This window comes from Sorangium sp. So ce321 (assembly GCF_051530195.1).
GTDB lineage: Bacteria > Myxococcota_A > Polyangia > Polyangiales > Polyangiaceae > Sorangium.
In genome coordinates, this window is the sequence record NZ_CP150329.1 from 12,162,397 (window position 1) to 12,186,148 (window position 23,752).

Below are 23,752 nucleotides of genomic sequence, written 5' to 3' on the forward strand. Positions count from 1 at the left end.
TCTGGCCCCCGCGCCCACGTGGCTTTCTTTTTTGATGAGTGAGGCGCGCGACGCGCCGCCGGGAGCGCGCCGGCCTGGGTACGCGAGCGGCGGCTCGGCGGTCGACCATGGAAGAAGCAATCGGCTGGATCAGCTCGTCCATCCTCGTCCTGACGGTCGGCAAGCAGGTCTACAAGCAGTGGAAGACCAAGACGAGCGAGGGCGTCTCGAAATGGCTCTTCGTCGGCCAGCTGGCCGCCTCGATCGGGTTCGTCGTCTATAGCTGGCTGGTCGAGAACTGGGTCTTCGTGGCGACGAACTCCCTCATGGTCGCGAACGCCCTCGCCGGCGCGCTGATCGTCCATCTCCAGCGGCGGCGCGGGGCGCCGCGCGCGGAGGAGGACGGGGCGAAGGCACGGCGGGCCTCCAGGCTCCACGGGCCGATCAACCGCGGGGTCGTGGCCGCAGGTCGAGCCCGCGGCATGCGGCCGCTCGCTTCCTCGATCCGGTCGCGCGGCGGCGGCAAGCTGCGCAGGGCGATGGCGACGGCCTCGTCCTCGTAGCGCCGCGGAGGCGCGCCGCGGGCCCCCGGCACAGGGGTTCCCGCCCGGCGGGTGCGTCGTGGGGCGAAGAGGGATCGAACCGCCAAGAACGCCAGCAGCGAAGATTTTTCATCCATCTCCTGGCGTCCTTGGCGCTCCTGGCGTTTTTTTCTCTTCGCACGGAACGGCGCCCCCGGATGAAAGCCGTCACGACAGCCTGGATCCTCGCCCTCCGCACGGTGTCCTCTGCGCCTCCGTGGTTCATCCTCTCGCCTGGATCCAGGGAGGAGCTGAGCAACCGAGCGGCCCCCGGATGCACGAGGTACCGAAGGACGAGCGACGATCGATAGCCATCGTCCCCCTGTCTCGCATGATTGGAAATCGAAGTCGGCGGGCAACTATCTGTGCGACACGCGCACTTCTCCACGCACAGGGACGCTTCAAGTCCACAGACTGCGCCACAACCGATCATGCATTCAAAAATTCAACATGATCGGTCGAGGTTGAGCACGAGTCAAAAGCCCCATAGACTCGGCTCATGCTTAACCCCTGGATTCACCGATATGCCATCGCGCTCGCCGCGATATCGTTCACCTCTGCGCTGTCAGGCTGCATTGGCGACCTGGGCGACGCGCCGATCGAGGGCGAAGCCAGCGGGCCGTCGAGCGGCGCTGGGGACGGGAGCGACACGGGCGCGCCGGGAAGTGGACCGAGCACCGGCAGCGGCAGCTCGACCACCGTGGGCTCCGGGGGCAGCAATGGCTCCGGCGGCCCCGTCGGGGGCAGCGGCAGCTCGACCACCGCAGGCTCCGGCGGCAGCGGGGGCCCGACCACCGCAGGCTCGGGCGGCAGCGACAGTGGGACCACCGCGGGCGCCGGCGGCAGCGACGGCTCGACCACCGCAGGCTCGGGCGGCAGCGGCTCGAGCACCGCGGGCTCGGGCGGCTCGCCTGCCGGGGGCACGGGCGGCGCCGGCGGCGACGATGGCCCCGGCACCGGCGGCAGCAGCGGCGCCGGCGGCGCGACGGGCGCGGCGCAGCTGTGTGTCGACACGATCAACCAGCACCGTGCCACGCTCGGCCTGGCGCCCCTGGCGCGCTGGACCGAGGCGGAGTCGTGCTCCGACGAAGAGTCCGAGTCCGACGGGAACAGCGGCACGGCGCACGGCGCGTTCGGCGACTGCGACGAGCGAGCGCAGAACGAATGTCCCGGCTGGGGTGGACCGCCGGAATCGATGATCGGCCCTTGCCTGCAGCTGATGTGGGACGAGGGGCCCGGCGAGGATTTCAACAAGCACGGCCATTACATCAACATGAGCAGCACCTCGTACACGAAGGTGGCTTGCGGATTCCACACCTTCCCGGATGGCAGCGTCTGGGCAGTGCAGAACTTCCAGTGATCGCCGCGGCGACCGCTCACGGGTCCTCGGGTCCAGGGAAATCCCGATCCAGGGCGGTCTCGGCGCCTTCTTCCTCTTCCTCTTCCGCTTCCTCTTCCTCGCGCCGGGCCGCCGCCCTCTCGTCCAGCTTTCCGGTGAGCCGCACGCAGGTCGCGCGGTGCACCCACACGTCGAACGCCTCCATCATGCGTCGCTCGACCGCCGCGCCCTCGAGCAACCCGAGCGCGCGGGCGACGGCCTCCAGCGTCGACAGGGCGCCCTCGTGCGGGGCGCGCCGCAGGCCATAGCGGCTCGGCGCGCCCTCCGGCAGGGTGACGGGCTCGGCGCCGCGCGCGTCGGGGTCGCGGTGGAAGGCCCGGCGCGCCTGGTTCCAGTTGCCGTCGGGGACGAGCAGCACCACCGGCTCGCCGCGCGCGTCGTCGGGCGAGAGGGCGCGCGCCCCGGGCGACGGAAAGAGCATCAGCCGGCGCCCCTCGGGCAGCGGCGAGCGCGGCTGCGGCGCGACCTCGCCGCGGACGCGCACCTCCGCGCCCTCGAGCAGGCGGGCGACGAGCCGACCCGTGTTGGTGCTCCGGGTGCGCTCGATCCGGTGGGTGAGCAGGACGACGCGCGTGCGCACGGGCAGCCGGGGCAGCGCGCCGCACAGGCACATCTCCTGCGGCAAGCCACAGCCGCGGCAGCGCGGCGTCCCCCGCGCGCGGATCGGGGGCAGATCGGGAGGTTGCAGCGGGACGAAGGTCATCAGGGCAGCGCGAAGCGATCCGCCGGGGCCGAGGCGCGCGCGATCGCTGGCCCAGGGTGCGGCCCGTCCGTAGCACGAGCCCGAGCGCGCTTCGATCGCCAGGGCGCCCGAGATCAGGGGACGCTCCGGCGAGCGCCGCCGCGCCGCCGCGCGACGCCCGCCTGCCGGGCGCGCAGCCGAGAGCGCGCCGCCGTGCACACCGCGCACGTCGTGTGCACGTAGCGGACGCCGTGCACGCCGCGCACGCCGTGCACGCCGCGCACGCCGCGCACGCCGTCAGCGGCATCGGTGTCGACGTCGGCGTCGACGCGGACGCGGCGAAACAGCGCTTCGAGCCGGCGCCCGGGAACCTCGATGGAGCCCCGGTGTCGTGACTCCGATGCTCCCCGATCTGACCCTGGTTTGCCGTCGAGCCGCCGCGCTGGGGCTCCTCGTCCTGAGCGCCGGATGTCATGTCACGGCCGCGGCCTCGCCGGCCGCGGCATCGGCGCTTCCCCTGAAGAAGCTGCGGCTCTACGAGACCGGCGTCGGATACTTCGAGCGCAGCGGAAATATTTCATCGAGCAGCGATTCCTTGCCCGTCCCGGCCTCCCACGTCGATGACGCGCTCAAGACGTTGATCGTGCTCTCGGACGGGAAAGCGCGCGTGACAGGCATCGAGTTCGACAGCGTGCTGAGCGGTGGTCTCGGCCGCTCGCTCGCCGCCCTGCCCTCCGATGCGGACACGCCGGTGACGTACCGGGACGTGCTGGAGAGCCTGCGCGGCATCGAGGTCGAGGTCACGGCCGGCGACGAGACGTGGATCGGCCAGCTCGCCGAGGTGACGGACGCGCCCCCCCTCTCGCCGCCGACCGCCCCGGCCCAGGCCGCCGCAGCCGGCGGGAGCTCGGCCGCGGGGAAGGCCGGCCCCACGGAGGGCGGCCCCGTCGCGCCGGACACCCAGGGGGACCTCTACCTCACGCTCATCCAGCGGGACGGCGCGGTCCGGCGCCTCCGCGCCTCGCGCGTCGACCAGGTGCGCCCGGTCGACCCGACGGTCGCCGATCGCCTCGGCGCCGCCGTGGGCGCGCTGTCGGGGCGCGCGGCGCAGCTCCGCCGCAGCCTGCGCGTGCTGGCGCAGAGCGCGGCGCCGGTGCGCCTCGGCTACATCGCCGAGACGCCGGTGTGGCGCTCGACGTACCGGCTGCTCCTCGACGGCGGGCGCGCGCGGCTGCAGGGCTGGGCGCTCCTTCACAACGACACCGACGAGCCCTGGGCCGGCGTCAGCGTGGAGCTCGTCAACGGCCGGCCAGACTCGTTCCTGTTCCCGCTGAGCGCCCCGCGCTACGCGCGGAGAGGGCTCGCCCATCCGGAGGAGAGCCTCTCGACCGTCCCGCAGCTCGCCGACAAGACCCCCGATCAGCTCTGGGGCGACAACGCCGACGGGTCGACGTCGAGCACCGGCATGGGCTTCGGCAGCGGCGAAGGTCGCCTGGGAGGGAGCCATGTCACGCGCGTTACGACGATGCGCGGCGAGACGGCCACCGTCGACGGGAGCGCCAGGGAGAGCGACGCCCTCAGCATCGGGAACCTCGCGGAGATCGCGCAGGCGACCGGCGTCGAGAACGGCGCGCTGTTCACGTACCGGCTGGCCGGCGGGCTCCACCTGCGCGCCCACGGCTCGGCGCTCGTGCCCTTCACGCAGCAGGACGTCGAGGCGCAGCGGCTCACGTGGTTCGAGGGCGACGAGGAGCGGGGCCGCAGCGGCGCGCGCCTCGCGAACACCACCGCGCAGACGCTGCCCTCGGGGCCCATCGCCATCTACGAGGCGAGCGGCTTCGCCGGCGAGACCGGGCTGCCGCGCCTCAAGCCGAGGGAGCGCGCGTTCCTGCTGTTCGGCCTCGATCTCGACGTCGAGCTCCGGACGACGAGCCAGCCCCCCGAGGAAGTCACGCAGCGGATCGGCTTCGAGGCCGGGTACCTCACGGAGCACTTCGTCCGCAAGCACCGGCGCAGGTACGCGGTCAAGAACCGCGGCGGCCAGGAGCGGCGCGTCTACGTGGCGCTCGACATCGTGAAGAACGCCAGCGTCCGGGGCTTCGACGCGGTGGAGTTCGACCGGGCCAGCCAGCGCCCGCTCGGCGTGCTGCGGATCGCGCCGAGGAGCAAGCTGGAGCGCGAGGTGACCATCGACGAGGCGCTCCTGCACGCGCTCGACGTCGGCTCGCTCTCGGCGCGCGCGCTGCGGGAGAAGTCCGACGTCGCCGCGCTGTCCGCCGCCGAGCGCGCGACGCTGGGCGCCGCGGCGAAGCTGTTCGAGGAGGTGGAGAAGGCCGACCGGGAGACGGCCACCGAGAAGTCGACCATCGCCCGGATCGAGAAGGACCTCGGGCGGCTGCGCGAGCACCTCGAGGCGCTCGGCGACAAGAGCGGCTCGCCGGCCGGCGCGAACCCGCTGGTCGTCCGCATCCTCGCGCTGGAGGACGAGCTGTCCGGCGCCCAGCGCCGCGTCGAGCAGCTCGAGGCGCAGCGCGAGGCGCGCTTCGCGGCCGTGAAGGGCGAGCTCGAGCGGCTCCGTTGACGGACCGTCTCTGCGCCGGTGCCGCACGCTGGATACGTGTCGCAATCCGAGCGCTCGGGCAGCGCTCCCGGCGGACCGGTGCACGTGTTGATCTCGCCCCATGTCTCGAAGCTCGCCCGGGCACCGGAGGACCGGCCGCCCCCCTCGTACACGGGTCACGCCATCGTGGCTCGGCGAGGTGTGAACGAGGAATGAGCGTTCGAGCCCATCCAGCGTCATCGCGCTCGGCCGACGCATCCTGCGAGGCGCTCTCCGTGCCAGCGCTCGACGGGCATCGACGACCCGGCTCGCCAGCGCTTCACGGCAGCATGTCGCCGATCGCCCCGTACCATACATTCGCCATGCGGGCGTAGCCCGCCGCGTTCGGGTGTACCCCGTCCATGAGCTCCGACGTCGGAAATCCGGCGTGCATGTCCACCAGCACGACGTGCTTCCCCGCCGACGCCCGGGCTTCCACGACCGGCCTCAGCGCATTGTTGTACGCGACCACCGCGGCGTCGTTGAAGCTGAGCGGAATGAGCTTCGCCACGACCACGAGCGCGTCGGGGGCTGCGGCGACGATCTTGTCCAGGAGCGACCCCAGCCGCTGCGGCGCCGTGGCGAGGTTATCGTTCTGCGTCACGTCGTTGGTCCCCGCCATGAGCAACACGATGTGCGGAGTCTCCTGCATCGAAGGAGTCGGCACGAGCCCCGCGATCTGGTTGATCTTCCAGCCGCTGTGCCCCTCGTGCTTCCGCGGAAACGGAACACCGTCCACCGTCGCCGGCCCGTTCATCAGCGAGCCCGTGAACGTGATGCTCTGGCCAGCGGCCCGCGCCTTCCTGAACAGCTCGATCCGATAGCCGCCACCGCCCGACACCCCGACCCCATCCGTGATGGAGTCGCCCAGCGGAAGGATCTTGCAAGGAGCCCCGTTCGTCGGGCACGGCGAGAACGCGCTCGAGCCCCCTGTTCCCGTCGTGGCGCCGCCGCCCGCGCCGCCCGAGCCGCCACCGCCGCCCGCACCGCTGCTCGTCGAGGAGCTAGACGAGCTCGAGCTGCTGCTCGAGGAGGACGTGGTCGTGCCTCCCGAGCCTCCGGTGCTGCTGGCCGACACGATGTTGGGCCGCCCGGTGCCGTTCGCGCAGAACCCCCACGACGTGGCCCCCTCCTTCGCGATCGCCCCGTTGTAGCCATCGTTCGTGACGTTCAGCCGCCCGCCCGACGCCGTGGAGCGCGCGTTCCACAGGTTGGTCACCGTCGTGCCGCCGAGATCGACGACCATGCCCCAGGACGTCGTGGCCGCGGTGCGGCTCAGGTTTTTTACCGTCACGTTCGCGCAGTACCCGCTGCCCCACTGCGACTGAATCGCGAGCGTCGCGTCGATCATGCCGTCCGGGCTGGTCACCCCGGACTCGAGGGAGTCGCTGTCCTCCAGAACCCCCGGATCCATCGCGCATGCGAGCAGGCTGCACGCGAACGAGAGGGAGACGTACCCAAGCAAGCGATTCATGTTCATCAAAATTCTCCATATCTGGACCGATCGATTCGCAGGTTTCCGCTCAAGGCAGATAAGTAAATCAGGAATACGCCTGCGAGCTCGACAGCTCCGTCATGTCCGGAGTCTATGATTTCCCAGTCGACATCGGGTTAGCACACCGGCACACGATCTGAAAGCCAAGCTTTCCTTACCGCCATTTCGACGGACAGTCTCGTGGTGGCCGTTTCAGCGTACCATCACGCTGCAGGTGTTGCTCGATCTTGGAGCTCGACACCCACCATCGTTGTACGCGACCACCCGACGTCGTCGAAGCTGAGAGGGCGGATGAGCCTCTCCGCTCGGGCGGCCATCGACATGTGCACAGGGATGCCGGAGCCCCCGGAGAATCACTCCGCCTGCGAGACGTATTCAAGCTGCGAGGGCGGATCGCAAGTCACGCTTGCACGCAACAGGGGGATTGCATCGTGGCAAGCTATCAATCGATCGAGATCGCCGACATCGCCCGGGAGATGTTCCAGAAGGCCTCGTTGCCTTGGCGCCGGGAGCCCACCCGGGGCCGGAAGGAGCGCGCCGGCGCCGGCCGCTCTCCCCGCCTACGGGTCTTCCCACGAGGGCTCGACCGCGGGCCGCTCCCGCTCGATGACCCCGCTCCCCTCCTCCTGCCGGTCGCGGAACGGCGTCGCCTGCGGCGGGAAGTCGCGGAGGCCGCGGCCGGCGGTGTAGTCGTAGCGGGCGAAGAGCAGCGCGGAGAGGCGCGGAGAGGTCTCGGCCGGGCTCGGGATGTCGAACAGGAACGTCCCTTCGGCGCCGAGAGAGACGCGGTGCCCGCGCGAGAGCCAGCTCCAGAACGTGAGGCCCGCGGTGAACGCGTCGCGCAGGAACGCCTCGTCGCGGGTCTCGTTCTCGGGGCGGTAGCTCGCGAGCCAGCCGAGCTGGATCCACGGCCACAGCCCGCGGCCCGGGATCAGGTCGAGGTCGAGCGTCGCGTCGATGCGGTCGAGCGTCGACGGCACCGGGCTCAGCCGGAGCGACGTGCCCGCGGTGACGAGCGCGTCGACGAACGGCCGGTGCCGCAGGCGCGCGCCGAGCGAGCCCTGCGTCCGGTGCTCGTCGGCGTACGGCGTGAAGATGTCCTTGTCGGCGCCGGAGACGCCCCGCAGCGACTCGTCGACAGCGAGCAGCGTGAAGCTCGCCCAGGGCGAGAGCGTGAGCTCGCCGCCGAGCGGGATGGACCAGAAAGCGCTCGCGCTCGCCCTGCCGCCCACCGCGTCCCCGGCGCCCGGCTGGAACACGACGCGGCCGCTCAGCGCCGCGCCGGGCACCCAGCCGCTCGAGCTCAGGTCGAAGCGCGCCTCCGCGCCGAAGCTCTCCGGCCCGTCGCGGAGCCGGCCGAAGCCCGCGGCCGAGATCCAGGCGCGGCGCTCGATGAGCTCGCGGTGCACGTCGACGCCGAGCTCGAGGAAGCGGAGCGGCAGGCGGAGGTCCTCCTCGGTGAGCTCGCTGTCGACGAGGCGCGCGTAGGCGCCGATCGAGAGCGGCCCCGCGTCCGGGTCCTCCCCCACCGGGGGCGCCGGCCGGAGCAGCTCGTCGGCGGGCGACCCGGGCGCGGGCGGCGGCGGCGCGGGCGGCGGCACGCGCGGGCGGGGCGCGCCGTTGGCGACGGCGAGCTCGACGCGGAGCAGCGCGCGGCCGCCGGGCGAGGCGACGCGCAGCACGTGCGGGCCCTCGGGGAGGACCGCCACGCGGGCCTCGACCTCGCCGCCGAGCCAGAAGAACGGCTCGCGCGTGACGCCGAGGCGGCGCGCGGCGCGGTCCTCGGTGGCGTCGAGCGCGATCGTCCCCTCCTCCACCGCGCCGGGCGCGTCCGGGCTGGCCGCGCTGGCGCCGGCGCCGGGGCTGGCCGCGCTGGCGCCGGCGCCGGCGCCGGCGCCGGGGCTGGCCGCGCCCGGCGCGCCGTCGAGCGGCGACACCGAGAAGCGCAGCACGCCGGCGGGCGTGGTGGAGGCGACCTCGGGGTGGCAGGTGGGATCGTCGCCGTTCGCGAGCGCGGCGCGCGCGCGAGGGGACGCGGCGCACTCGTAGGCGGCGTGGGCGCGGATGCGCACCACGGTCGGACCGGCGAACGCGAGCTCCAGGGGGCGGGCAGGGTCGATGTCGTGCCAGGTCGAGAGGACGCGGCCCGAGAAGGGCTGCGCTGCGCCCGCCGCCGTCGCGCGGATCCAGCCGAGGACGCTCTGGTCCGCCGGCGGACGCACCTCGACGCGGTGGCTGCCCCGCGGCACCTGCACGACGCAGCGGTCGGTCATGGGCGCGGCCGCGGCGGAGCACGCGACCGGGACGCCGTCGAGCACGACGGAGAACGCGCAAGGCGTCTCCTCGCGGTCGAGCGCCCGGCAGACCCCGTCGAGCACGATGGCGCCCGGCGTGGCGCGGTCGAGCCGGAACTCGGCGCGCGCGCCGTCGGTGATGAGGAGCGCCGCCTCCGGGGCGTCGACCAGCGCGCGGCGCACGCGCACGCGGAGCGGCAGGTCGCGGTCGGCCCTGGCCCGGATCTCGAGCGTGGCCGAGCCGGCCGTGGCGTCGGCGCGCGGCGGCACGTTCCAGCCGGTCACTGGAGCCAGCCGCGCGAGGGCGGCCGGCGGGAGCTGGAGCGGCGGCGCGGACCTGGCCGGCGCGCTGCCGGAGGGAGCTGACCCCGCCGGCGCGCTGCCGGAGGGAGCTGCCCCGGTTGGCGCGCTGCCGGAGCCGGAGGAAGAAGCAGCGCCCGGCGCGGCGGGCGCGGAGCTCGCGGGAGCGGCGGGCGCGGCGCCCTGATCGCCGCCGGCAGCCTCGCGGGCGGCCGTCTGCACGGCGAGCTCGGCCAGCACGAGCGCGCGCAGCGTGAGCAGCCGATCGGGCTTCGCGGCGCTGGCGGCCACGTCGGTCGCGAGGTTGGCGGCGCGGGCGAGCGCGGCGGCGGAGCGGTGGGCGAGCCCGATCCGGGTGAAGGCGTCGGCGGCGATCCGCGCATCGCCGGAGCGCTCGGCGAGCAGGCCGAGGAGAAGCGCGTCCGCGCCCGCGCTGTCGGCCGCGGGGCTGGCGAGCAGCGCGACGCCGCGGCGCGGGTCGCCGGCGATGCGGGCCTCGCGCGCGTTGGCGAGGGGCGCGCGGTCGGCGGGCAGCGGGAGCGGCGGCACGCGCGCAGGCAGGCCGAGCGGGACCGCGGGCGGGCTGCCCGGCGGCAGGGAGAAGACCGTCGACGGCGGTGCACCCGCGCTCGACGCGCCGGGGAGGTGCCCGGCGTCCCAGGGGTCCTCGTCGGCGGCGCTGTCGAGCGCGGCGAGCGCCGGGAAGCCGAGGGAGTCGAGCGCGGCGCCGCGCTGCGCGCGGAGCGCCGCGCGGGCGGGCGCGGGCGCGGCGCGGAGGGCGCGGGTGGCGCTCCGGATCTGGTCGAGCGTGCCGTCGACGGGCGCGCCAGAGGGCGGCCGCGCCGGCGTGACGACCCGCGGCGCGGAGGGCGGAGCAGGGTGCAGCCGCACGGCGGCGCGCAGCAGCGCCGGCGCGGCGGTCTCGACGCGCAGCTCGCGGGCGCCGGCGGGGACCGGGATCTCGATCGACCCCGTGGCGCCCGCGCTCACCCAGGCCTCGTGGACGACGGCGCCGGCGCTCACGCGGAGCACGCGCGCGGCGGACGGCGCGCCGGGGGACCGCGAAGCGCGCGCCGCCCCGCCAGAGGCCTCCGGGGCGCCTGCCGCCTCGCCCAGCACGGCGGCCGGCGCCAGGACGACGCGCGCCACCGTGGCGCGCTCCGGGTCCGGGAGCGCGAAGGTGACGGCGCCGTCGACCCAGGCCCACTGCATGATCTCGCGCAGCGACGCGCAGGGAGCGCGCCCGCTGCGCGGGATGCGCGCGAGCACCGGCGGGGCGCCCGCGCGGCGCTCGAAGGTGCGCGCGCCGGGCGCCACGGCGACCACCGACGTGAGCCCCGCGCCGCCGTGCACCGCGGCCGGCGTGCCGTCGATGAGCACCGCCGACTCGGGGACCACCTCGGTCGAGGCGCTCCGGAGGAGCACCCGCGCGTGGGCGCCCGGCGGCGCCTCGACCGCGAGCTCTGCGCGCGGGCGGTCGAGGAGCGTCCAGCGGAGCCCGGACTCGGCGTTCACCTCGCAGAGCGCGTCCGCGGCGTCGCGCGGCGGCGCGCTGCCCGCGGCGGAGGGCGCCGCGTCGCTCGGCGGCGCGCTGCCCGCGGCGGAGGGCGCCGCGTCGCGCGGCGGCGCGATCGAGCTCCACGCGGTCACGCCCTCGGGGATCTCGAGCGCATCCCAGGGCGCCTCGCGCGCCCAGGCGGTCCGCGCGAGGGGCGCCGCGCTCTCGATATCGCCGTGGCCGAGCGCGTAGCGCTCCGCGAGCGGCGCACCGACAGGCCGGCGGCCGTCGATCGCCGGCGACAGGGCCGCGCCCAGGGCGGAGACCGCCGCGACGTCGTCCGGGTGCGCGCGGCCGCCGGCGACATCGCGCGGCGGCGCGGCTCCAGCGGGCGTGGCCCCGCCGGGCGCGGCCCAGGGCGCGGTCGCGGCGCCTGGATCCGCGTGCGCGGCGGCGAGCCGCGCGAGGGCGGCGCGCTGGAGGGGCGCGGCGCTCGCCCCCGCCCCGCCGTGCGCCGCCGCATAGGCCCGCGCGGCGCGCGTGAACGCCACGCCCGGGGACGGCGCCCACCGCACCGACTCTGCGAGGATGAGCGCCCGGAGCGGCGGCGACACCGCGGGAAGCGCGGCGAAGGCGAGCGCTGTCCGGGCGGGCTCGGCGGCGGCGGCGCGATCCGCGGCGGCGAGGAGCCGCGGCGCCTCGGCGTGGGCCGGCGCGCGGTCACCGGCGCCGGCGCCAGCGCGATCGCGCTGCGCCGCGCGGTCGAGCAGCGCGGCGCGGTCCCGCTGGGGCGCGACGAGCTCGGCGACGCCGGCGCGCTGCCGGTAGCCGCTGGCGGTGACGGCGATCTCTCCCTCGACAACGTCGACGGTCGCCTCGCGCGAGTCGACGGGCAGCGGCACGCGGATCCAGCGCGGCTCTCTCCAGCGCGCGGCGTCCGCGAGCCGCGGCCCGGTGCGCCAGGCGAGCTCCCGGACGACGGCGCCGCCGGCACGGACCACGACGCGCGTCGCCCCGAAGGCGCGCGGCCGGAGGGCGATGCGCAGCACGTCCGCGCCGGGCGCGCGGAGGCCGAGCCGCGCCCCGGCCCCGAGCGAGCGCCAGGGTGTGGCGCGCTCGACGGCCGGGAGGTCGGGCCCCTCGCGGCCGCCGCGCACCTCGACCTCCCGCGCGACGAAGTACGGCTCCACGAGCGGTCGGAGGAGCAGCGACTCCTCGAGGTACCGCGCGGTGAGCCAGGCGGCCGCGGCGGGCTCGAGGCGCGCGGCGGCTGGCGCGGGGGGAGCGCCCGCGTTGCCTTGCTTCGAGGCTGCGCCGGCGCTGCCCGGCGATGACGGCGCGCCCGCGCTTCCCGGCGCGGAGAGCGCCGCGCGCGCGGCGTCGACCCACCGGAGCAGCGCGCCCGCCTCGCCCGGCGCGGTGGCGGGCGCGGGCGCGCGGCCGCCGAGCCACGCGGCGACGTCCTCGTCGAGGCGGTACCAGGCGAGCGGCGCGCTCTCCCGCGCGGCGACCCGCACGGCCACCGGCGCGCGCTCGGCGCCGCGCGGGACGGCCGCGCGCACGGCGAGGAAGCGCGCGCTGGACCACGCGGGCACCGCGACGTCGCGCGCGCCCGCCTTGAGAGGAGGCAGCGGCACCCAGGTGATCACGTCGGGCGCGTCGCCCACGCCGGAGCCGAGGCCGATGCCCGCGACGTCGCCGCGCACCTCCAGCCGATCGCCGGGCTGCACCGGCACGAGGAGCAGCTGCTCTGCGGTCAGCGCCACGGGCGCGGTCGGGTCGGCTGCGGCGGGCGCCGCGCGCGTCCCCGCCGGCGCGGGGGCGCCCTGCGGCCGGCCGTCGCTCCACGAGACGACCCGCGCGCTGTCGGGCGCCACCCAGGCGAGCGGCGTCGCGGCGGCGGCCTCGCGCGCGCCCGGGAGGCCGGGGGCGGCGCCGAGGGCGAGCGCGAGCGCCGCGCCGAGCAGCGCGCGGCGGGCAGCGGATGCGACGAAGGCGTCGAGATCCACGGCGATTACCCTTGTCCCATGCCCACCGTGCGCCCCGTGCGCCGTGGGCTATCGGGCTAGCCGATTTCCGGTAGCGAGCGCAAGCGCGCGATCGGCGACGGCGCGCCGCGCCTCTCGCGGGGGAAGGGCGCGCCGCAGCCGCTGTAGGGGCGGATCGTCGAGGCCTACGGCAGCACGGCGCACCGCAGCCGCGACAGGGGCGGATCGTCGAGACCTACGAGAGCGGCCAGCGCCGCTCGCGCTTCAGCCGTTCGAGCAGCGCGGCGAGCGCCGGCCCGTCCAGCTCGAGGAGCGATGCGTCCTCGTCGGTCGACAGCGCGATGCCGAGCACGTCGCAGACGTCCCGCACGGCCTGCTGGAGGCCCTCGTTGCGTCCCTCGCGGAGGCCTCTGTCGCGGAGCGACTCCAGGCTCGAGTGCCCTTCGCGTTGCAGCAGGCTGGTGAGGATGGCCCGCTGCGCCGCCGCGCGGTCGTAGAGCGCCTCGACCTGCACCGGGTTCTGCAGCGCGCCGGGCGCGTGCAGCAGCGCTCCCGGGAGCGCGCGCCGCGGCGGCTCGCCGGGCGCGTGCACCTCGACGTGCCGCGGCGCTGCGAGCCGCACCACCCAGACCCAGCGCGTGCCTGCGCCGAGGAGATCGGCGACCTTCCGGGCCAGGCGCGCCTCGTCGTCGCCGGCGTCGGCGTACTCGATGGCGAGCGCTGGCGCGCCCGGGACCCAGCCTGGCGTATCGGGCACGTTGCCCACGGCCACGTGCGGCGCGCGCAGCACCTCGGGCGCAGGGCAGTACCCGGTGCCGGCGCCGGCCTCGGAGACGGCGGGGTCCCAGGCGACGACCGCGCCGCCCAGCAAGAGGGCGCCCGAGGCACGCCCGCCGCTGGGCAGGCAGAAGACCGGGTGCCCGTGCGACAGCTCGCACGGGTCGCCTGGCCGGACCTGCTCGGCGCGGAAGGGCCCGCGCTGGTCGGGGCGCGGGGACGGGAGGTCCGGCGCCGAGGTTGCCGGAAAAGGCGGGGGCGCCGTGGCCGGCGCGGGGGCGGGCTCGCGCGGGTCGGGGGCGGGGGCCGGGGTCTGTGCGGTATCGGTCGGAGCGGCGAGGAGCTCTGGAGCTTGCACGGGATACTTGGGTCGCATGCAGTGGATTGCGGGCGTGCAGAAGGGCTGGTCACGGATTCGCCCTCCGGTGGCTCAGCGGTTCGCTGGCAGGCAGCGGGGCCTCTTCGCCCGCCGCGCTTCGGCTCGCGGGGAGCGGTTCGACCGCCCCCCGGGAACCGGCAACGGTCTGGGGGGCTGGTTAAAGCGCCTTCCAGGCAACGAACACGGTCCAGAGGGAACGATTCGACCGCCCTCCAGCTACAGGCAAATCGCCTGGATCTGGAGCACAAGCAGCTCAAGCAGCCTCAACTCTTCAACAGAGCGCTCGGCCACAGCGAACATATAGAATGGCAGTGGCCCGGCGACGCCGGGCCATCGCCAACCCCTACTCGTCGCGCGCGCAGCGGAACCCGTAGAAGGAAAGCCGCCTCTCGGGCAGCTCGCCGACTCGAAACGTCGTGCTCAGCGTCTCTGCCGTGTGGGAGAACGCCCCGCCGCGGGCATCCCTCCCGAGGTCTCCGTCTTCCAGGGCAGCGCAGTTGTCGCAGTTCCCCGAGAGCGGGACGTGGTAGTCGAGCACCCACTCGAACAAGCTGCCCGCCATGTCAGCTTGCCCATACTTGCTGTCCCCCGCCGGGGACTTCGACCCGACGTGCGGGACCGGGCACACCGTGGTCGTTGTCTCGCACTCGAACACGGCCAGATCCTGGCTCGGGGCCGCCGCTCCCCACGGGTACTCGCGGTGCTCGTTCCCGCCCGCGGCCGCATAGTTCCACTCGGCCTCCGTGGGCAGCCGGCCCTCGTCCCAGGCACAGAAGGCGAACGCGAGATACCAGCTCGCGCAGTTGATCGGCACCGCTTCGTTTCCGGCAGGCTCGTCGGTCCACGTCCGGAAATTGGCGTCGCACTCCAGCGAGGCACGCAGCTCCTCCTGCCCCGCAGGCAAGCTCGAGTCCCATGCCGGGTCCCACCCGCCGTCCTTGGCGAGCGGGTGCGCGCCCGCGCCCGCCTTCGGCCTGGTCGCCGGATACCCCGCGACGAACTGCCGGAATCGACCCACCGTCACCTCGAAACGATCGAGACGAAAATCGGCGACGGTGGCTGGAAATGCCGCGTCGTTCAGGCGGTTGAACGTCCCGCCCACCACCTTGCTCTCGGCGCAGCAGCTCTCTTTCTCCTCCGGCCCGCACGCGGGCGCGACCTGGTCGCAGCGCGGCAGGACGAACACGTCAGGCTCCACGTCAGGGATGCACGAGCTCTCGGCGACCAGCGCGATCGCGATCCCGACGAGAAGTCTGGACCCATGCATTCGCACGCCCTCACCTGTGCGCATCAGAAGCTCCCGAAGATGCTGGCGCCAGCGCCGGAAGGCGCGACCCAGGGCAGCGCGACGGCCGCCGGCGCCGGCGCCTTCTCGCCGCCCGATCCGGCGATCCCGTACGCCGCCGCCCCGAGCGCGACGAGCCCGGCGCCGCCGAGGCCCACGAAGAGGCCGAAATCGCGGTTCTTGCGCGCGTTGTCGGCGGCGAAGTCGTAGCCGGGCTTGCAGTACGTCCCGCCCGTCACCTCGCGGCAGCTGTCTCGCAATGCGCCGATCGCGGCGAGGTCGTCGATCAGGAACCCGACCGACGCGCCGGCGAGCGCGATCCCCGCGGCCCCCGAGACCCAGGCCCAGGTCGGCACGCCCCCGCCCGGTGCCTCCTTCGCCTTCTCGGGCGCCGTCGCCGCCGTGGGCCGAGCCGCCGGCCGCAACGTGAGCTCGACCGTCACCGACTCGCCCTCCCGCAGCGTGACCGAGCGGGTCTCCGTCTCGTGCCCGGGGGCGCTCGCGCGGATCTCATGAGGGCCCGGATCGACCGGCAGCGGCTCGCCCAGCGCGGCCGCCGGGACCGGCGTGCCGTCGCGCTGCACCTCGGCGCCGGAGGGCGCGCTCTTCACCACGACGCGGAGCTTCGGCACGCGCGCGTCGAGGTCCGCGATCCCCTTCTGCGCGATCTCCTCGAGCCCTCGCCGCCGCTGCTCCCCCGCCGTCTCGCGGTTCAGGACGATGGCCCGATTGTAATCGTGCCAGGCTGTCGCGACCTTGCCCTCGCGCTCGTGGCACCGCGCGATGTTGATCATCGTGCTCGCGGAGGGGTTGAGCTCGAGGCTCGCCTCGAACTTCGGGCACCCCGCCGCATAATCGCCCTTGTCGACGAGCGCGCGCGCGGCCTTGAAGAGCGCCTCCGCGGCCACCGGATCACGCGGTGGCTGCTGCTGCTGCGCGCGCGCCGCCGAGCCGCCGAGCGCGACCGCCGCGGCGGACGCGAGCCCGGCGAAAGCGCGCAGGCGCGGCGCGAGACCAGCGCCGCGGCGCGCGCCGGCGCGATGGTTGCTCTGCGCCGAGAGGAGGTGCTTGCCAGGCAAGCTCGTTGTCATTTCCGCCATGTCCGCCATGGTGCTCGTTCCGGTGCGGCGAGCCGCGGGGGGCGCGCGGGGGAACTCTACACAAAAACAGGCGGACGACCAGCGGACTACCGCAGCCCCGGGGCGCCGCGGCCGCAGCTCAGCGCGCCATGGCGAAGGCGACCCCGCTCTGCAGCGTCAAGCGCGTCGTCACGCCGCTCAGATCGCGCCCCACGCGCGTGAGTTCGTGCGCGATGCGAGGGCCGATCCCGGTCAGGACGACCTCGGTGCCGAGCAGCCGCGCGGCCTGCGCCACCTTGACGATCTCGTCGCCCACGTCCGGTCCGAGGCTCGGCACGCCCGTGAAGTCGACGATCGTGACACGGGTCTTCCGGGCGGAGATGCCCTCCGTCAGCGTGGCCTGTACCTGCTGCATCCGGCGCCGATCCATGTGCCCGATGAGCGGCATCACGGTGATGTCCTCGGTGATCGGGATGAGCGGCATCGACAGCGCCTCGAGCGCCCGGGCCTGCTCCCGGATGATCTCCTGCTGCTCCCGCTGCGCGGCGGCCGCCGCCTCGGCACGCCTGCGCTCGGTGATGTCGCGGAGCAGCACCAGCGCCTCCGCCGCGTCCAGGCCGACGATCCGCGCCTCGTAATGGCGCAGCTCGCCGCCCACCTGCTGCTCGTACTCGAACACCTGCGTCGTGTCGTCGGCGAGGGCCCGCTCGAGCTCACGCAGGAGGCGCCGCGCGACGTCGTCCGGCAGCGCGTCGCCGACCTGGCCGTCCAGCGAGAACCCCGGCTGGACGGCCGGGGCGAGCCCGCGCGGCGGCTTGACCTCGAGGCACCTGCCCTCCCTGTCCACGCGCAGGACCATGTCCGGCAATGACGTGATCAGCCGGCGGTGCTTCTCCTCCTGCGCCAACATCCGGGCGACGGCATCGACGAGCTCGCGCTCCCGGCTCCACTTCTCCGTGAGCGCACAGGCAATCTGCCGGACCTCGACGACATCGAACGGCTTCTTGAGGATGAGCAGGCGATCCGTCTGCCCGAACCGCGCCATCACGTCATCCCAGGAGCAGTCCGAGTAAGCAGTGCAGATGACGGCCTGGAGGAGCGGGTCCTCCGCCCACAGGCGAGAGAGCGTCTCGACGCCATCCCACCCCGGCGGCATGCGGACGTCCACGAACGCCACCGCGAAGGGGGCGCCGGCCTGCAAGGACCGGCGGACCGCCGCCAGCGCCTGCTCGCCCTGATAGGCCGACGTCAGCTCAAAGCTCGGCCCTCGAGCCGCCCCGCCGTCCCCGCCCTCGCCGCCGAAGAGCAGCGCATCCAGCGCATCGAACTCGGCGGGGCTCACGGCCGGGGCGAGGACGTCCCGGAACGTCCTGTGGATGCTCTCGGTGTCGTCGACGATGAGGACTCTCCTGTTCTTCGCGCTCACTCCGTCCATTGGCTCGGGGCCTCCTGCGAGCGATCACACATCATCGACCTCTGTGTTCAGCGATCTCCCATCGTGGATGGCTCCCACCGTCGCACCCATGCGAGCACATGAAGACCGATGCCTACATGACGGCTGGCAGATCGCCAGCTCGGCAGAGCGGAGCGCTACAGCTCGGCCCCACAGTATGCCTGCACGCTTCGCGCGAAGAAAGTCACGCGAGCACGCCCGACACCGTGCAGGGAAAGCGCCTACCCCGCGGCACGTCGATCGCGCAGCGGCAAATCGGTATGCGAGCGCACCGCGCGACCGTCTCCAGCGCTCCGCGCGGCGTCAACCCGTCGACCCCGAGCAGCGACGCGTCCCCTCATCGCACTCGCACTCGCACTCGCACTCGCTCGCGCGAGCGCGAGTGCGAGTGCGACGAGCGGTTTGCTGTTGCAAGGCATCGACGAAATAGCTCCAATGGTCCTCGAGGCTGCGCGCCGCGGCAGAGCGCTGAACCTGCCGGTGCGAGCGTCATCCGCTCGACCGGATGCAAAGACCGCTCGACCGGAGCAGCGACGCGCCGATCCGCAGCACGTGACCCAGCCGACAGGGGACGAGGCCACCGCCATGCTCGAGGTTCACGGATACACGCTTCTCGACGTCATCAGGGCGACAGACGCCGACGTGGTGTACGAGGCCGTGCGCGACGGGGACCGGCTGCCCGTCCTCGTCAAGACGCCGGCGGCGCCGCGCCCCGGGCCGCGCGAGCGCGAGCGCTACCGCCGGGAACACGGCACCTTGCAGCGACTCCAGGGCGTGCGCGGGGTCATCGGCGCGCTCGCCTGCGAGCTCTCGCAGGAGCGTCCGGCGCTCGTCCTCGCGCGCGTCGACGGGCAGCCCCTGCAAGAGCTCGCGGGCAAGCCGCTCGATGTCGGCCGGCTGCTCGACCTGGCCATCCCGCTCACCGCGACGCTGGCGCAGATTCATTATCACGGCGTGATCCACAAGGACATCAAGCCAGGCAACATCGTCGTCGCGCCGTCGGGCGAGCCGTGGATCATCGATTTCCGGATCGCCACATCCCAGAAGGTGGAGCACGTGGACGCGATGCCGGCCAACCTCATCGAGGGCACGCCGGCCTACATGTCACCCGAGCAGACCGGGCGCATGAACCGCGCGCTCGACCACCGCACGGATCTCTACTCGCTGGGCGTCACGCTCTACGAGCTCCTGACTGGCACCTTGCCTTTCCAGGGGGACGACGCGCTCGAGTGGTTCCACGCCCACATGGCGCGCGTCCCCAGGCTCCCTCACGAGCTCGTCCCCGGGGTCGCGCCCGCGCTCTCCGCCATCGTGATGAAGCTCCTCGCGAAGACCGCTGACGAGCGCTACCAGAGCGCCGAGGGCCTGAAGGCGGACCTCGGGCGGTGCCAGGAGGGCCTGCGCCGCGGCGGCATCGAGGACTTTCAGCCCGGCGCGCGCGACGTCCCCACCCGCCTCCAGATGCCGCAGCGGCTCTACGGGCGCGAGGCCACGGTCGCCACCCTGCTGGAGGCGTGGGGCCGCACGGCGCGCGGCGGGCGGCCGGAGCTCCTGCTCGTCAGCGGCTACTCGGGTATCGGGAAGTCCTCGGTCGTCCACGAGCTGCACCGGCCGGTCCTCGCGCGGCGCGGGTTCTTCCTGAGCGGCAAGTTCGATCAGTTCCAGCGAGACGTGCCTTACGCCACGATGGCGCAGGCCATCCGCGAGCTCGTGCAGCACCTCCTGGCGGTGACCGACGAGAAGCTCGGGAGCTTCCGCCAGCGCCTGCGGGAGGCGTGGGGCGACAACGGACAGGTGATGGTGGACCTGGTGCCGCAGCTCGAGCTCGTCGTGGGCGAGCAGCCGAAGGTCCAGGAGCTGCCGGCCGCCGAGGCCCAGAACCGCTTCAACCTCGTGTTCCAGCAGTTCCTCAGCGTCATCGCCACGTCCGAGCAGCCGCTCGCCATCTTCCTCGACGACCTGCAGTGGGCCGACCTGGCCAGCCTCAAGCTGATCCAGCACCTCACCACGCACCCGGACATCCCGCCGGTGCTGCTGATCGGCGCGTACCGCGACAACGAGGTAGGGCCCTCCCACCCGCTCCTGCTGGCGCTCGACGAGCTGCGCAAGGCAGGCGCGCGGGTCAGCGCGGTGCAGCTCGGCCCGCTCAGCGCCGAGCAGACGCGCGAGCTCGTCGCCGACGCGCTCCCGGGCGCGGGCGCGGACGTCGTCGCGCCCCTCTCGGCGCTCGTCCACGAGAAGACCGGCGGCAACCCGTTCTTCCTCGTCCAGATGCTGCCGACGCTCAACCGCGACGGGCTCCTCTGCCGCGTGCCCGACGGGGGCTGGCGATGGGACGCAGAGGGCGTGAGGGCAAAGGACTACTCCGATAACGTCGTCGACTTCATGGCGGGGAGGCTGCGCCTCTTGCCGAGCGAGACACAGCACCTCCTGCGGCTCGCGGCGTGCGTGGCAAACACGTTCTCGCTGAAGACGCTGGCCATCATCTCCGGCCAGGACACGGGCGAGGTGGAGCGGCACCTCGATCCCGCGCTCCAGGAAGGGATGCTGGTGCGCGGCGCGGCGGACCAGTACCGGTTCCTCCACGACCGCATCCACCAGGCGGCTTACGTCCTCACCCCAGCGGACGAGCGCAAGGCCGTGCACCTGCGCATCGGCCGCCTGCTGCTCGGGAGCCTGACGCCGGAGGAGGTCCGGGAGCGGCTGTTCGACGTCGTGAATCAGCTCAACGCCGCGGCCGACCTGATGGAGGACGGCGCCGAGCGCCACCGCGCGGCGCGCCTGAACGCCGAGGCAGGCTGGAAAGCCAAGACGTCCGCCGCGCACCGGTCGGCCATCTCGTACCTCACCGCGGCCTTCGACCTCATCCCCGGCGATCCGTGGGAGACCGACCACGAGCTCGCCTTCAAGCTGCGCCTCGACCGCGCGAGCAGCGAGTTCATGCTCGGCCACACCGCCGAGGCGCGCCGGCTGGCCGACGAGCTCCTCGACAGGGCGCGCACGCGCGTCGACAAGGCGGCGGTCCATCGTCTGAAGAGCGACATCCACGTCGCCTCCAGCGAGAACGAGGCGGCCGTCGCGAGCATCCTGGCGGGCCTGGATCTCTTTGGCATGCACATGCCGCCCCGCCCCTCGTGGGACGATGTCGCGGCGGCCAACGAGGAGGTGACAGCGCTCCTCGGCGATCGCCCCATCGAGAGCCTCGTCGAGCTGCCGCTCACGGCCGACACCGACGTGAAGGCGGCGATGGACCTGCTCGCGGCGCTGTTCGCGCCGGCGTTCTTCACGGACGGCAACCTGCTCGTGCTCCACCTCTGCCGGATGGTCTCTCTCTCCCTCCGCCACGGGAACACCGACGCTGCCGCGCCGGGATACGCCTGGTACGGCGTCATGGCCGGCGCCGCCTTCCGCAAGTACCAGATGGGCTACGCCTTCGGCAAGCTCGCCTGCGACCTTGTCGAGCGACACAACTACTCCGCGTGTCGGGGCAAGGTGCTCTACACCATGGAGATCATCAACTACTGGACTCGGCCCATCTCCATCTCGCTCGACCTCGCGCGGAGCGCCTTCCACCACGCGGTCCTGTCCGGTGATTTCCAGGTCGCCTGCTACTGCTGCAACCACATCGTCACGGACCGCATCAGCCTCGGGCACGACCTGGCCGATGTGTACCGCGAGTCGGTGGCGCGCCTCGATTTCCAGCGCAATGCGGGGTTCCGGGACGTGCAGGACATCACGCTGCCTGCGCAGCGGTTCGTGCAGCAGATGCGCGGGCTCACGCGATCGTTCGAGACGCTGGACGGCGACGGCTTCGACGAGGCGACGTTCGAAGCGGCGCTGACGCCGGACCGCATGAGCACCATGCGGTGCTGGTACTGGATCCTCAAGATGCAATCCAGGTACATGGCGGGCGCCTACGAGGAGGCGGGGCGCATCGCGCCGAGGGCCACGGAGCTGATCTGGGCCTCTACCAGCCACATTCAGCTCCTCGATTTCCACCTCTATCGTCCCCTGACCCTCGCCGCCTGCTTTCATGACGCGACGCCGGAGGAGCAGAGAGAGCACCTCGAGGCAATGCGGCAGAGCCAGCAGCAGCTCGAGGAGTGGGCGAGCAGCTGTCCGGAGAATTTCCGCGCGCCCGAGCGGCTCGTCTCCGCGGAGCTCGCGCGCGTCAGCGGCAGGCCGGACGAGGCGATGCACCTTTACGAGGAGGCGATCCAGTCGGCGCGCGAGCACGGCTTCCTCCAGAACGTCGGCCTGGCCAACGAGCTCGCGGCGCGCTTCTGGCGCGAGCGAAAGCTCCCCTTCATCGCCGCGGCGTACGCGCGCGAGGCGCAGGACGCCTACCGGCAGTGGGGGGCGGACGGCAAGGTCAGGCACCTCGAGGCCCAGTGGCCTCAGCTCGCCTCTCCCGTGGCCGCTCGGGCGGCGACCGCCACGTGCGACACGAGCGTGACGCACATCGACGCGCTCGCGCTGGTGAAGGCGCAGCAGGCCGTCTCCGGCGAGATCGTGATCGAGCGGCTGGTGAGCACGCTGATGCAGGTCGCCATCGAGAACGCGGGGGCGCAGCGCGGCGCCCTGCTGCTGCCGAAGGGCGATCGGCTCGCGGTCGAGGCCGTCGCCGATGCCGGGCGAGAGCGGGGCGGCGTCGTCGTCGCCCCGGGCGACGACGGCCAGGCGTTGCCCTGGAGCATCGTCGCGTATGTCAGGCGCACGCACGAGCACGTGCTCATCGGCGACGCGCTCGGGCCTCACCCGTTCTCGTCGGACGCGTACCTCGCGAGCGGCAGGGCGAAGTCGGTGCTGTGTTTACCGCTCATCCGCAAGGCGGAGTTCCACGGGGTGCTGTACCTGGAGAACGGGCTCGCCTCGCAGGCGTTCACGCCGGACCGCATCGCGCTGCTCGAGCACATCGCCTCCCAGGCCGCGATCTCGATCGAGAACGCGCGGCTGTACGCGGAGGTCCAGCGGGCCGAGGCGGCCTTGCGCCACGCCAACGACGAGCTCGAGAAGCGCGTGGAGGAGCGGACGCGGGAGCTCAAGCAAGCGCAGTCCCAGATCGCGGAGTCCGCGCGCGGGGCAGGCATGGCCGAGATCGCCTCGAACGTGCTGCACAACGTGGGGAACGTCCTCACGAGCGTCACCGCGGACGCGCAGATGATGCAGGAGTCGTTGACCAGCTCACGCGTCGGTCGGCTGAAGCAGATCGCGGCGATGCTCCAGGACAACCGCGGAGATCTCGCCCACTTCCTGACGAAGGACCCGCTGGGGAGCCGGCTGACCGAGTACCTCACCGCGCTCGCGAGCGAGCTCGCCGGGCAGCAGGAGTCGCTGCTCGGCAGCCTGAGGTACACGCAGCAGCACATCGAGCACATCCGCACGATCATCCAGGTGCAGCAGCTCTACGCGAAGAGCACGCTCTTCGCCGAGGAGTGCTGCCTCGGCGAGGTCGTCGAGAACGCGCTGCGCATCCAGGAGGCCGCGCTCCGGCGCCATCACGTCTCGGTGACGCGGGAGCTCGACGCGCTGCCGGCGCTGCAGCTGGACAAGCACAAGGTGCTGCAGATCGTGGTCAACCTGCTCGCGAACGCGACGGACGCGGTGGCCGGGGTCCCCGAGGGCGACCGGCGCCTCGTCGTGCGGCTCCGGCGCGACGGGCAGGTGGCGCGCATCCAGGTGGTGGACAGCGGCGTGGGGATCGCGCCGGAGGTGCTGCCCCGGCTCTTCGCGCACGGCTACACCACGCGCGAGGGCGGGCACGGCTTCGGGCTGCACTCCAGCGCGCTGGCCGCCAGGGTGCTCGGGGGCTCGCTCACGCTGAAGAGCGACGGGCCTGGCCACGGAGCCACGGCCACGCTGGAGATCCCGCTCATGGGATCGGGGATCGACGCGGCCAGAGGGACGGAGACCAGGGGTCGCGCGAGCGAGCTCACGCAATGACGCCGCGCGCACCCGTGGCGA

Annotated in this window: 12 protein-coding genes; 5 read left to right on the plus strand and 7 right to left on the minus strand. The window is 73.5% G+C overall.

The window, feature by feature from the left end; translation table 11 throughout:
- Positions 1–107: 107 nt before the first annotated feature.
- Positions 108–542, plus strand: a complete 435-nt coding sequence (locus WME89_RS45140) for a hypothetical protein (protein WP_438005736.1) — start codon at positions 108–110, stop codon at positions 540–542.
- A 517-nt stretch (positions 543–1,059) separates the two neighbouring features.
- Positions 1,060–1,920 carry a CAP domain-containing protein gene (locus WME89_RS45145; protein ID WP_438005737.1) on the plus strand — a complete coding sequence of 287 codons (861 nt, stop codon included), beginning with the start codon at positions 1,060–1,062 and terminating at the stop codon, positions 1,918–1,920.
- Positions 1,921–1,936: 16 nt separating this feature from the next.
- Here WME89_RS45145 and WME89_RS45150 read toward each other — a convergent pair whose 3' ends face one another.
- On the minus strand, positions 1,937–2,662 hold the full coding sequence (locus WME89_RS45150) for a tRNA-uridine aminocarboxypropyltransferase (RefSeq protein WP_438005738.1): 726 nt from the start codon (positions 2,660–2,662) through the stop codon (positions 1,937–1,939).
- Between the two features lie 212 nt (positions 2,663–2,874).
- Between WME89_RS45150 and WME89_RS45155 the strand changes: the two genes are divergently transcribed.
- Positions 2,875–3,036: a hypothetical protein gene (locus WME89_RS45155; RefSeq protein WP_438005739.1), complete on the plus strand. Its 162-nt coding sequence runs from the start codon at positions 2,875–2,877 to the stop codon at positions 3,034–3,036.
- A complete protein-coding gene (locus WME89_RS45160; protein ID WP_438005740.1) occupies positions 3,033–5,222 on the plus strand; it encodes a hypothetical protein in 2,190 nt (729 codons plus the stop codon). Before WME89_RS45155 ends, WME89_RS45160 begins: the two co-directional genes overlap by 4 nt.
- Positions 5,223–5,520: 298 nt before the next feature.
- Here WME89_RS45160 and WME89_RS45165 read toward each other — a convergent pair whose 3' ends face one another.
- From WME89_RS45165 to WME89_RS45190, 6 genes are all read right to left on the minus strand, one after another.
- The gene (locus WME89_RS45165; protein WP_438005741.1) at positions 5,521–6,714 is read right to left on the minus strand and encodes a GDSL-type esterase/lipase family protein; all 1,194 of its coding nucleotides are present in this window, start codon (positions 6,712–6,714) and stop codon (positions 5,521–5,523) included.
- A gap of 581 nt (positions 6,715–7,295) precedes the next feature.
- Entirely contained in the window at positions 7,296–12,836 is a 5,541-nt protein-coding gene (locus tag WME89_RS45170; protein ID WP_438005742.1) for a hypothetical protein, read from the minus strand.
- Positions 12,837–13,050: 214 nt separating this feature from the next.
- Positions 13,051–13,950 carry a hypothetical protein gene (locus WME89_RS45175; RefSeq protein ID WP_438005743.1) on the minus strand — a complete coding sequence of 300 codons (900 nt, stop codon included), beginning with the start codon at positions 13,948–13,950 and terminating at the stop codon, positions 13,051–13,053.
- 364 nt (positions 13,951–14,314) lie between these two features.
- Positions 14,315–15,238, minus strand: coding sequence for a formylglycine-generating enzyme family protein (locus tag WME89_RS45180; protein ID WP_438012054.1), 924 nt, complete (start codon positions 15,236–15,238; stop codon positions 14,315–14,317).
- 23 nt (positions 15,239–15,261) lie between these two features.
- Positions 15,262–16,356 (minus strand): PEGA domain-containing protein, encoded by a 1,095-nt coding sequence (locus WME89_RS45185; protein ID WP_438005744.1) that lies wholly within the window; start codon positions 16,354–16,356, stop codon positions 15,262–15,264.
- 118 nt (positions 16,357–16,474) lie between these two features.
- Positions 16,475–17,770 (minus strand): PAS domain-containing protein, encoded by a 1,296-nt coding sequence (locus WME89_RS45190; protein WP_438005745.1) that lies wholly within the window; start codon positions 17,768–17,770, stop codon positions 16,475–16,477.
- Positions 17,771–18,373: 603 nt separating this feature from the next.
- Between WME89_RS45190 and WME89_RS45195 the strand changes: the two genes are divergently transcribed.
- Positions 18,374–23,731 (plus strand): trifunctional serine/threonine-protein kinase/ATP-binding protein/sensor histidine kinase, encoded by a 5,358-nt coding sequence (locus tag WME89_RS45195; protein WP_438005746.1) that lies wholly within the window; start codon positions 18,374–18,376, stop codon positions 23,729–23,731.
- The last annotated feature ends 21 nt before the right edge of the window (positions 23,732–23,752 follow it).